The organism is Parabacteroides goldsteinii, assembly GCF_020091425.1.
Classification (GTDB): Bacteria; Bacteroidota; Bacteroidia; order Bacteroidales; family Tannerellaceae; genus Parabacteroides; species Parabacteroides goldsteinii.
Genome location: NZ_CP081906.1, coordinates 3,046,067 through 3,057,544, shown reverse-complemented (window position 1 = coordinate 3,057,544; position 11,478 = coordinate 3,046,067). Strand labels below are relative to the sequence as shown.

The 11,478-nt window shown below is 40.9% G+C and carries 9 protein-coding genes; 2 read left to right on the top strand and 7 right to left on the bottom strand.

From position 1 onward, the window contains the following. Nucleotides 1–172 precede the first annotated feature (172 nt). Nucleotides 173–2,656, bottom strand: coding sequence for a ferrous iron transport protein B (feoB, locus tag K6V26_RS13645; protein ID WP_046147528.1), 2,484 nt, complete (start codon nt 2,654–2,656; stop codon nt 173–175). A gap of 104 nt (nt 2,657–2,760) precedes the next feature. On the opposite strand from feoB, the gene K6V26_RS13640 reads away from it, so the two are divergent. Next, the gene (locus K6V26_RS13640) at nt 2,761–3,156 is read left to right on the top strand and encodes a 2-amino-4-hydroxy-6-hydroxymethyldihydropteridine diphosphokinase (protein WP_010802561.1); all 396 of its coding nucleotides are present in this window, start codon (nt 2,761–2,763) and stop codon (nt 3,154–3,156) included. A gap of 25 nt (nt 3,157–3,181) precedes the next feature. Next, on the top strand, nt 3,182–4,579 hold the full coding sequence (locus K6V26_RS13635; protein ID WP_048315745.1) for a hypothetical protein: 1,398 nt from the start codon (nt 3,182–3,184) through the stop codon (nt 4,577–4,579). 3 nt (nt 4,580–4,582) lie between these two features. Here K6V26_RS13635 and K6V26_RS13630 read toward each other — a convergent pair whose 3' ends face one another. The 6 genes from K6V26_RS13630 to recA all read right to left on the bottom strand — a co-directional run bounded on the left by K6V26_RS13630 (nt 4,583) and on the right by recA (nt 11,476). Beyond that, entirely contained in the window at nt 4,583–5,716 is a 1,134-nt protein-coding gene (locus K6V26_RS13630) for a glycosyltransferase family 1 protein (RefSeq protein WP_224265614.1), read from the bottom strand. Further along, entirely contained in the window at nt 5,709–6,956 is a 1,248-nt protein-coding gene (locus K6V26_RS13625) for a glycosyltransferase (protein ID WP_048315743.1), read from the bottom strand. Before K6V26_RS13625 ends, K6V26_RS13630 begins: the two co-directional genes overlap by 8 nt. Further along, on the bottom strand, nt 6,953–8,038 hold the full coding sequence (wecB, locus tag K6V26_RS13620) for a non-hydrolyzing UDP-N-acetylglucosamine 2-epimerase (protein WP_010802565.1): 1,086 nt from the start codon (nt 8,036–8,038) through the stop codon (nt 6,953–6,955). The genes K6V26_RS13625 and wecB overlap by 4 nt, the downstream gene beginning before the upstream one ends. Next, nucleotides 8,035–9,336, bottom strand: a complete 1,302-nt coding sequence (locus K6V26_RS13615) for a polysaccharide deacetylase family protein (RefSeq protein WP_048315742.1) — start codon at nt 9,334–9,336, stop codon at nt 8,035–8,037. The genes wecB and K6V26_RS13615 overlap by 4 nt, the downstream gene beginning before the upstream one ends. Then, a complete protein-coding gene (locus tag K6V26_RS13610) occupies nt 9,333–10,286 on the bottom strand; it encodes a GNAT family N-acetyltransferase (RefSeq protein ID WP_224265613.1) in 954 nt (317 codons plus the stop codon). The genes K6V26_RS13615 and K6V26_RS13610 overlap by 4 nt, the downstream gene beginning before the upstream one ends. 146 nt (nt 10,287–10,432) lie before the next feature. Next, on the bottom strand, nt 10,433–11,476 hold the full coding sequence (gene recA, locus K6V26_RS13605) for a recombinase RecA (protein WP_007658580.1): 1,044 nt from the start codon (nt 11,474–11,476) through the stop codon (nt 10,433–10,435). Nucleotides 11,477–11,478: the final 2 nt, after the last annotated feature.

Genomic DNA, 11,478 nt, shown 5'->3' with positions numbered 1-11,478 from the left:
AAACCTAAAAGATGAAGTTTGCGAATTCTTCTTTTTCAAGGTGCATCCTGAGCATTCCTTGCAAGGACTGGCTGTTTTCGGGTGTTTGAGAAATCCGTATATCTTCTTTCCGATATAGAAAGCAACAGCAATACCTATTAATATGATAGCTATCTCCTGCCACATAAGCCAACTAATTTAATAAATTAATAAACAAACTCCCCGTCTGATAAACCACAAATGAGACGATCCATGCTAAAACGCATGTGTACACAATTACAAATATTCCCCATTTCCATGATCCCGATTCATTGACGATGGCTGAGATCGTTGCGATACATGGGAAATAAATGAGAACAAACAGCATCAGGCTCAGAGCGATAAGTGGTGTAAAGACCGGATTGCCTTCTTCATCCAAATCTTGTTTTATACGTTCGGATAAAACCTGGCTATCTTCTTCATCTCCGGTGTACAGGACGCTTAACGTGCTGACTACGACTTCTTTTGCTGCCATACCAGTCAATAAGCTGACACTCATTTTCCAATCGAATCCTAATGGGTGAAGAACTGGCTGGATTGTTTGTCCTATCGTTCCGATATAAGAGTTCTTTTGATGCTCCATATTCTTTAACCGTTCCAACTCCGCAATTGTTTCCGTTTTTTCCTTCGAATCCAGTTCGGCATTTTCCACTTCTGCAATTTGCTTGTCGAATGCATCTCCCATCTCACTGTGGCGGGGGAAGTATCCCAGAAACCAGATGATAATGGAAGCGACTAAAATGACACCCCCCATTTTGTGGAGATACTGCTTCGCTTTTTCCCACATGTGGATCATAATCGACTTTGCAGTAGGCATTCGATAGGGGGGAAGTTCCATCACAAAAGGTACGTCTTCTTCTTTAAAAAGAAAACGTTTGAACAACCGTGCCATAACAACAGCCAGAAGAATACCGCAAACATATAATGACAGGAGAATGAAACTTGCGTTATTAGGGAAAAATGCACCAGCAAGTAACACATATACCGGTAAACGGGCACTGCAACTCATCAGCGGATTAACCAGCATGGTGATCATACGGCTATTGCGGCTTTCAATCGTACGGGAGGCCATAATAGCCGGCACATTACAACCGAATCCCATTACCAAAGGAATGAAAGATTTACCATGGAGTCCCATTTTGTGCATGATCTTATCCATAATGAAAGCAGCACGTGCCATATAACCTGAATCTTCCATGAATGAAATGAACAGATACAGTATCAGAATGTTAGGTAGAAAAACGATGACACCGCCGACACCGCCGATGATACCATCGACCAGCAAGTCTTTTAACGGACCTTCACTCATGTTTCCCCGTACAAAATTACCGATCCAGCTAACCAGATTCTCGATCCACTCCATAGGATAGGCTCCCAAACGGAATGTTGCCTCGAACATGATCCACATAAAGAGAATAAATATGGGGAATCCCAATACTTTATGTGTAACGAATAAGTCTATGATCTGAGTGCTGGTCGCTTCTTTTATTTTATTTTGCTCATAGGTTTCCCGTAGCGCACCGGAGATAAAACCGTAACGGGCATTGGTAAATGCTGTTTCACTGTCTTCCAATAATAACTCTTCTATCTGTACAACATTCCGGTCGCGTTCTTCTATGATTGTTTCGGAGCCGGATAATGTCTGGATAAAACGTTCTATTTCCGGGTCTCCTTCCAATAGCTTGATGGAGAGATAACGTTTGGAAAGGCTTTTTGCTACATTTCCGTTATGTTTTATGGCATGCCGTACATTTGTAATACCTTTTTCCAGTACTTCTCCATAATTTATATGGATATGACGGATAACAGGATCTTCTTCTTCATATACTTTTATAACCCGCTTGAAAAGGTCTTCAATACCAAAACCGGTCCTGCTGATTGTCGGAACAATCGGGGTACCTATCATCCGGGATAATGATTCGTAATCGAATTTGTTTCCGGATCGCTCCAACTCGTCATACATATTCAAGGCGATGACAGACCGGACGTCCATATCGATGAGCTGACAGGTCAGATAAAGATTCCTTTCCAGGTTTGATGCATCCAGAACATTGATCACAACGTCCGGTTGTTCTTCGCTGAGATGCCTGCGGACATAAAGTTCTTCCGGAGTATAGGCCGATAAGGAATAAGTACCGGGTAAATCTACGATCCGGAATGTGTAACCGTCTTGCTGGAAGGTTCCCTCTTTGGCATCGACGGTAACTCCGCTGTAGTTGCCTACATGTTCGTGGGCTCCGGATGCAAAATTGAATAAAGATGTTTTTCCACAGTTGGGATTTCCGACCAGGGCTACGTTTATTGTTTTTCCTTTATGTATAGCAAGTGCCTGTAAATCTTCTGTTGAAGGTAGTATATAAGAGTCGGCGGAACGTTCTTCACTTTGTTGTGACATTTGTGCCTTTGCGTATTCGGCTGCGCTGATTACTTCAATCATTGCTGCATCATTCCGTCGCAAAGAAACGTCATAACCCATTACACGATAGTGGATAGGATCTTTCAGTGGAGCATTTTGTATAACGTCCACCTCTTTTCCCCTGATAAATCCCATTTCAATGATGCGTTTGCGGAATGCTCCGCGTCCCATCACCTTGACTATAACGCCTTTTTCACCTGTGTGAAGCTCTGATAATCTCATTTTCTTAAATTCTCGTACAAAGGTATGGCGAAATGCTTACATGATCAATACCAACTAATAGGTATTTTTTCCTAGTTTTGCATTGAATAAATAAAATAAGCGATATGCTGAATAAAATTATATTAAGCTTAGGTTCAAATCAAGATCAGGAAAAGAATATGGCGGAGGCGGTGCGTATATTGCGGAACCAGTTTGTTTCTATTGCCTTTTCAAATTCTGTATATACGGAGCCGATCGGATTAACGGGGTCTGCTCCTTTTTTGAATCGGGTGGCCGTTGCTTATACATCAGAACAGCCGGATGAAATAAAGCATTTGTTGAAACGTATAGAGTACAAACTGCAACGTATGCCTGACGATAAAAATTTCGGAATTGTTCCAATTGATATTGATCTGCTTCAATGGAATGAGTTGATTTTAAAACCGGACGATTTAAGAAGATATTATATAATAGAAGGAATCAGAGCTTTAGAAAATGAAGAATTTAAACAAATGAAATAGTGTAAATCCGATATAATAAATTATTATGATAAAATATGTAGTACTGATTTTGTTTCTGGTGTTGAAATTCTTTACGTTAGAGAACTGTTTTTTCTGGGATAACACTGCCGGGTATTCTATGCCGGCAAGTTATTTATTGGAAAATGGGTTTCTGTCTTTTGTCTATCCGGCCCAATATGTTGCAGAACCCCCTTTGGCTCATCTGTATCTGGCTCTTCTTTGGTCTTTATTCGGAAAAAGTTTGTTGGTAGCTCATTTATCTATAACTGTATTTTCATTGGGAGTGATCTGGCAAGTTTATCGCTTGTGTGAAAGGTTGGAGACGAAATATACACCTTATATATTTTTGTTGGTTTTATTGGAACCGGCACTTTCCACCCAAATGATTTTAATTTCTCCGGATGTCATCCTGTGTTTTTTTGCTTTGTTGAGTATCAACTTGATTTTGGATAACCGGCGGATTTGGTTGGCTGTATCTGCCATGTGCCTGGGATTGGTAAGTATTAGAGGACTGGTTGTTTGTTCAGGATTGGGGCTGGGATATTTGCTGATAGAAAATGTTATTCATAAGAAATCTTTCAAAAATTCGTTCTTATATGTTTTCCCTGTATTTATACCGACTCTTTTGGCGATAGGCGGATGGTTTATATACCGGAAGGTGGAAACCGGATATTTTCTGTATCAACCCGGTTTTGGATATGAGGATCATCGGCAGTTAGCGACATTTGGGCAAATAGTTAAGAATATAGCAAGTTTGGCTGTAAGGATGTTGGATTCAGGGAGAATTGTTGTCTGGATTTTGCTATTTGTTTCAATCATTAAAATGGGGATAAAAAATTTCTTTCTTTATCTTTCCAAATCTCCGTTATCTCTCATTTATTTGAGTGTCTTATTTACTATGATGTTAGTTACAATTCCTGTAACAAACCCCTTTGGAGACCGATATTTTCTGGTTTTGTACATATTACTGGCATTAATCACTGCTCAGCTTTTGTTTAAAGTATATGAAACAAGGTCTGTGCGAATTTTATTGGTAGGGATGATTTGTATACTGGTCAGCGGAAATTTTTGGGTTTATTCGGAGAAGATGTCAAAGGCCTGGGATAGTGTATTATGCCATTTACCTTATTATTCATTGCGCCAAGAGATGATCGATTATTTGGAGAATGAACATATAGAGATTAATTCTGTAACAGCAGCATTTCCAATGGATGCATTGTTTGCAAATATGGATATAACTGATGATAACCGACGTTTTTCTTCTGCTGAGTTAGAAAATAGTCGTTATGTTTTATATTCGAATCTCTTTAATTGGGATGACGAACACATTGAAACAATTTACTCCCAATGGAAACTTCAGAAAGAATTGAAAAGTGGATTGATTTTTCTGCGTCTGTACATCCCTAGAGAGAAGGGAGAATAGCTTTTATTCTCCCTGGTTATAAATCAGTTTGTAAAGACGTTCTCCCTGTTGTCTGTTTGAGTAGGTAGGGAATAGTAACTCTTTTCTTTTTTCAATTAATTCGGGAGTCATTGGTTGCTTCATCAACCGTTTACACGTTTCTATCATTTCTTCAGGAGTGTTAGCGATATTACATAAAGCTTCCAAGCCACTGCCTGTGACCATTTCCTGGTTTACGATCGTGTGTCTTCCACCAAAAAGACTATTCAACAATTTAAGTTTTAACCCGGTATCCTGAAAAGTGATCAACATGTGTATCTGCGCCTCGTGAGTGAGATAGTCCATACGCTCGTTGGATGGATTGGCCTCGATTTTGATGTTGGGATAAGAAGCCGCTGCTTCTAACAACGTTGCTGGTGGATTCATACCTGCAATGATACAAGGATACTTTAACTTACAGAAGACATTTTTGATCAGATATAATGCGGCCAGTGTATTTTCTGTAACAGATAGTTTCCCATGATATAATACAAAATCAGACGATCCGCTCTTTACAGATATCTCATCATTGACATGGAAACTGGGCATATATTCAATTTTCTTTTTGGGAAAGACTTTCCTGAGATAGTTTGTATCAGTGATAGAAACGACCAACATCAGATCGGCATGTTTTAATATCTCCTGATACCGTTCAAACCTCCAAGCTTCAACCAGAAAGAAATATTTTTTGATCAGGTTTGTTTCTGCCTTAGCCAAGTGACGGTAATAATCGTGCTCGATATTACTTTCCCTGTATATTTTCATTCGTCCCTGTAGTTGGGGATGATTAATATAGTAGCAGGTATGCAATCCGTCGAATAAGATTGGATAATCGTTTTCGAGCAAATTCTTAAGTAATTCCGGGTCTTTACGGCTGAAAACATTGTATGGTAACAGAGTTATATTAGTCAATAGTCCGGTTTTCCGTTTGTAATAATATACTTTTTCACATAGAGACTCCAGTTCTTTGGAATGAGGGCGCTCATATTCAAAACAATGTAGAATAATTTTTACGCCGCACTTGTGTAAGGCCTGCATTTTGTAATACACATCAATAACTCCGCCATAATTAGCAGGCCAAGGGATATTGAAAGACACTATATTGATATATTTATCCATTGATTTCAACCTTTTCGAAGATTTGTATAAATTGTTTTGCTTGTTCTTTCCGTGAAAAACGGACTAACTTGCTTTTCTTTATGGAAGATGATGTATATCTTTTTTCTTTCCATTCCTGATAATACGATTTAAGAAAGTCACATACCTCATTCACATTCGTTGCGGCAAGGCCGGCATTCGCATCATTGATTGCTTCAGCCAGATAGCTTTCGTCACTCCGGACACAAAGTACTGGTTTTTCTACAGCCAGCGATTCAAAAAACTTTGTCGTCATAACACCTTTGGGACCGGAGTTTGCCGCACGGTTAGTCAATAACAGCAGTACGGAACTACTGTTCAGTATGGAAGGTATTTCTGACGCCGGAACATATCCTTTGAAATCCATAAAAGGGAGAATCTGGTATTTTTCAGCTTCTTCCGTAATGATTTTACGGGACGTTTCATCGACATACCAGTAGACACGGCATTTGTCGGGTGTCAATATATTACGGGCAGACAAAATACTTAATGCTTCAAAGAGCAGTCCCGGATCACGCATAGCTGTACTAAGTAGCCGTCCTGTATATGTTATAATGAACTTCTCCGTTTTCTTTTGTTCCGGATAAAATAGTTCCGGGTCGAACCCATTGTAAATCAATTCTACATTAGTGTTATACTGTTTCAATATATCTACATGCCAGGGAGAGATTGTTGTTACATAATCTGCTTTTTCTAATACCCGGTTTCTATCCCGTAGGCTTTTCCGTTTAAAGACAGATATGAATAATCTGTTTAATCCCAAGAGAGAGGGGAGAGAATGTGCAATAAACTCATTTCCTGTATATTGTTCAATGATGTCCCGTAAGTCAACGACCAGCGGTAGTTTATATTTAGTTGCAACTTTTAGTGCAGCCGGTAAGGGAAATGTCCGGAAACTACTACATAAAACTAAATCGATTTTATTGTTTTTGACCAGCTTCCGGGCTTCTTTGTACATTCGGATATCCTTATATCCGAAGCAAAGATCCAGAAAAAGTATACTGATCCATTGTAGTTTCCTGGTAAAAGGACTTTTGGCTGTATAATAATTAATGTATTCGGCCTCACATTGACTGGCAAGGAATGTAAATGTATTTTCCTCTACCATTTCAGTCAGAATGACAGGCTCCCATCCGTAATTTCTGAGATATTTGCATAAATATCCCATACGCGGTCCGAAAGCCGGCGGAAAGAGATCGCAAATAATCAGTACTTTTTTCATAGCAAATCAATAATATTTTTTGATGCGTTTCCAATTCCGTATTCTTGTATCTCTTTTTGTTCCGGTTGGTTTTCCAAGCAATGCAGGATACTTTCTTTTTCAGAACCGGCTATTTGGTTCCAACCTGCTTCAACAGTTTCGACCCATTCCGTTTCATCCCGTAGTGTAATACAAGGGGTATGATGAAAATATGCTTCTTTCTGTACGCCACCTGAATCCGTCAAAATGGTTGCCGCATGTTTTTCCAGCATGACCATATCGAGGAAGCTTACCGGCGGAATGATATGTATTCCTTCCCGGTTTTCAAGAGATTGTATCATACCATATTTTTCCAGACAATATCGAGTGCGGGGATGAAGTGGCAAAACGGTCGGAAAAGAAGAAGTTGATATTTCTTTTATGGCACTGATGATTCCTATTATCCGTTCCCGGTTATCTGTATTCTCTGCCCTGTGAACTGTACAAAGCCTGAATTGCCTGCTGTTGAGATTCAATTGATGCATGATTTGGGAAGAACTGTCTGCCAGTTTACCAAAAATCAATGCGGCATCATACATTACATCCCCGACATGATGGACCCCCTGTTGTATCCCTTCATTTGCCAGATGTTTGATGGCGGCGAAAGTCGGACAACATAGTAAGGTCGCTATATGATCGGTCAGGATACGGTTGATCTCTTCCGGCATTTGTTTGTTAAAGCTGCGAAGGCCGGCTTCAACATGAACTACCGGTATATGTAGTTTGGATGCGGCTAGTGCTCCAGCCAGTGTCGAGTTGGTATCACCGTAGACCAATACGTAATCAGGCCGGGTGTCGAGTAATATTTTTTCAATTTCAATCAGCATACGGCCGGTCATCTCTCCATGTGTCCCGTTTCCACATTGCAGTTGCCAGACGGGTTGAGGGATACTCATACTGTTGAAAAAGATATCGCTCATATTTGCATCATAATGCTGTCCCGTATGAAGAAGTAGTTCTTCAATCAGTCTCTCATTATTTTTGTTGTATTCCAGAATCGCCCGGCTTACCATGGCCGCTTTTACAAATTGAGGCCTGGCTCCGACAATAGTAACAATTTTCATTTTTTTGCAAGTTCGTTTAATAAATGGCTGTACAGTTTACGTAAATAACTGTCTGTATTTTCCTGTGCACTGGTATTATGCCATAAGAGAGTCAATTCCCCACCTGTATTTTTTACCTGTTCGATAAGATTCAGGCTATATGCTAATGCCTCTTCATAATTTAATCCCATATATTTTTTTTCTTCCAAAGTGCAATCCATAATTGTCAGCGGATGCAATAAGATAGAGGATAAGCGACGGGTGACCGGATTGATCCAGCGTACCGGATAATTAGTCCCTAACCTGAATCCGGCAACATCCGCATAACCCATGGTGAAGTCATCTGTTATGCCGGCCGCCTCCAGGTGTGTCATATCTTCCGGTTCACGGCTGGCAAGGAAATGATGGCGATTAAAGCGTATACTTCTCTCAACATTCTTTTCCAGCCATGTTTTTTCTTTTTTGATGAGGGTAGGAACTATACCTACCTGGTAGCTGCTGTGCAGACCTATTGTTATATCATTGGATAATGCAGATTGTATCAGTTGAGATATATCTGTATTGCGTAGGCTATAATGTGGCTTATCCTGTTTGCATTTGCCTCCACTGCGAACAAAAAGGATTGCCCGGCAGATATCTTTGCCCGTTTGTTCCCGTAACAAGTTATTTTGTTCGAATATCCAGGGAAATGTATAATACGGATCGTTTTCTATTGGTCCGCATTTTCCTTGGATAGACTGGATGATCCCCCTTTTATCCCGGATGGAGCGGATAACCCCTTTCCATGTCCGGTAAAGAGTAGGAGAGTCCAAATCGTGTGTCAGATAGATATGTTGTATCTCTTTTGGAATTTCCGGTATGCGGAGTCCATATTGCCGTAACCATTTACGCAAAAGTATACGGTATTCATCAACGATCGGACGATGGAGAAATCCTGCCCGGTAAGGTAAAGAATTCTTTCCCGGAAAACGTCCGTGCTCATCCCTTACATTTCGTTGGATGATTTCCTCATAGCGAGTGATGAGAAAGTAGGTACTGGCAATAATATCCGCATGAATAACCAACGTGTCGCCTATCTGTTCTACAAGGGGAGAACCGAATAACAAGGGAGTTCCTTCTATTTCTTGAAGCGGTAATTCCGGAAGCGAAGATGCCGTTCCGTATATATGATTGGTGAAAAAACCGGATGGAATGATCACAATACTGTAACGGTCATAATGTTTGCTATTGTTCGTATATCCGATAGCAGCCACAATCTCTTCGGAAATATCTTCCCCAAGAAGGAAACGTATTATATAATGTATAGCGTGATTATTCATATCCGTTCTTTTATCTTTAACCAAGCTCTATATAATAAACTGAGATTTCCTCTGGTTATTGTGAAGAAAGGAGTTTGAATTGCTCCGAATTCACGGAAAAAACGTTCTACTCCTGGAATCATAGAACCTTCAAAGTCGAATATGGGTGTGTATTGGGAAACGTGGCGGATACATTCCCAAAGAAGTAAGCTATGCGCCCCCGATGCCCTTAATGCCGGGTCGCCGCCTCCGGCCAGATAATAAGCCGAATTTTCCTGCCAGGCAATAAATGCCACTGCATGTAATTTCCCTTTCTCGTCGTAGGCTCCCCATAAGTCGCCTTGGTTACGTTGACGGCAGGCGGTGATCAATTTTATTAATACGTCCTGTCTTTTAGGAGTGGAGAGATGTTGACGTTTAAACGTCATGGATTGTATTTTTAGAAAATCTTCAATGGAAATCCCTTTCCTGATTGTGATGAGAAATTTCTCTTTTGCTTTTGTAATGTTCCGGCGGATATTGGGACTCATGTTCTCCCAAAGTGTATGCTCGTCCCGTATATTGTTCAGCAGGTACGTATAACGGGTTGTCTGTTTGTAACCTTCCCAGTAAAAAGGCAACCAGTCCGTTATCCCATAATTGAAATTTTGGAGGAAATGCGGATAGGATTTTAACACATCCGTAAACTCTTTGCATATTGCTTGCCGTTTTCCTAAAGTTCTGGTGTATTTGGTATCTTTGGATTCTGGAGCAAACCAGGGTCCCATTGTCTGGGTGTAAGGAGGCATTGATATGACTCCTCGGTGAGGAATATATATCGGTAAAGCTGCTAGTATTTTTCCTTTTTCTTCTGTTAGCAAAACTTCCCATTTGGTTTCGCCACAGGCGGCATCCAGCCACCAATCGCGTGAAAAAAGCGGCAGGCTGTTTTCTTTACTGCATAGCAGGCGATATTTGTCTTTGTTTGTCATGCCGATTTATTCTATATAATACACAGATAACACTGATTAAACAGTTGAACACCGATTTATTTAAATTATCAGTGTTGATCTGTTTAATCTGTGTTATCTGCGTGCCATAATGAAACTATTGTAACAGTCTTTTATAAAGATTAAGTTTACCCTTTCAATGCTTCGAATATCAATCCGGATAGCTCTTCTGCCAGTTCGGGGTTATCGCTGATGCATTGTTTGGCAGCATCGCGTCCCTGTCCCAGTTTTGTATCGTTGTAGCTATACCAGGAACCGCTTTTCTTGATAATATTCAGCTCCGCACCCAAGTCTACGATCTCGCCAGCCTTGGAAATACCTTCGCCGAACATGATGTCGAACTCTGCTTTGCGGAAAGGAGGTGCAACCTTGTTCTTTACAACTTTCACACGTACCTGGTTACCTTTCATTTCGTCACCATCTTTCAATGTTCCGATCTTGCGGATATCCAGACGAACTGATGCGTAGAACTTCAATGCGTTACCACCGGTTGTTGTTTCCGGGTTACCGAACATGACACCGATCTTGTCACGCAACTGGTTGATGAAGATACAAGTCGTATTGGTCTTGTTGATCGCTCCGGTCAGCTTACGCAATGCCTGAGACATCAGACGAGCTTGCAAACCCATCTTGCTGTCACCCATATCGCCTTCGATTTCAGCCTTCGGAGTCAATGCTGCCACAGAGTCGATAACGATGATATCTACTGCAGAAGAACGGATCAGCTGTTCGGCGATTTCCAAAGCCTGTTCACCGTTATCCGGTTGAGAGATCCATAAGTTTTCTACATCGACACCCAGTTTTTCCGCATAGAAACGGTCGAAGGCATGTTCTGCATCGATAAATGCAGCAATACCACCGGCTTTCTGTGCTTCGGCAATAGCATGGATTGCCAGCGTTGTCTTACCGGATGATTCCGGACCGTATATCTCGATTACACGTCCTTTCGGGTAACCGCCTACGCCTAAAGCTGCGTTCAGGGCGATGGAACCAGTTGGAATAACTTCGATACTTTCAATGCTTTCGTCGCCCAGTTTCATGATAGAACCCTTTCCGTAGTTCTTCTCAATCTTATCCATTGCGGCGCGCAACGCTTTTAACTTGTCGGCATTAACAGCCGGCTTTCCTTCCGGGGTTTTTCCCTCTTCGAATAAATTGTCTTCTTTTGCCATCC

Excerpts from the sequence above, each read along its gene's own strand:
- recA (WP_007658580.1), bottom strand. The coding sequence starts at position 11,476 with ATGGCAAAAGAAGACAATTTATTCGAAGAGGGAAAAACCCCGGAAGGA.
- K6V26_RS13635 (WP_048315745.1), top strand. The coding sequence starts at position 3,182 with ATGATAAAATATGTAGTACTGATTTTGTTTCTGGTGTTGAAATTCTTT.
- K6V26_RS13625 (WP_048315743.1), bottom strand. The coding sequence starts at position 6,956 with ATGAAAAAAGTACTGATTATTTGCGATCTCTTTCCGCCGGCTTTCGGA.
- wecB (WP_010802565.1), bottom strand. The coding sequence starts at position 8,038 with ATGAAAATTGTTACTATTGTCGGAGCCAGGCCTCAATTTGTAAAAGCG.
- feoB (WP_046147528.1), bottom strand. The coding sequence starts at position 2,656 with ATGAGATTATCAGAGCTTCACACAGGTGAAAAAGGCGTTATAGTCAAG.
- K6V26_RS13610 (WP_224265613.1), bottom strand. The coding sequence starts at position 10,286 with ATGACAAACAAAGACAAATATCGCCTGCTATGCAGTAAAGAAAACAGC.
- K6V26_RS13640 (WP_010802561.1), top strand. The coding sequence starts at position 2,761 with ATGCTGAATAAAATTATATTAAGCTTAGGTTCAAATCAAGATCAGGAA.
- K6V26_RS13630 (WP_224265614.1), bottom strand. The coding sequence starts at position 5,716 with ATGGATAAATATATCAATATAGTGTCTTTCAATATCCCTTGGCCTGCT.
- K6V26_RS13615 (WP_048315742.1), bottom strand. The coding sequence starts at position 9,336 with ATGAATAATCACGCTATACATTATATAATACGTTTCCTTCTTGGGGAA.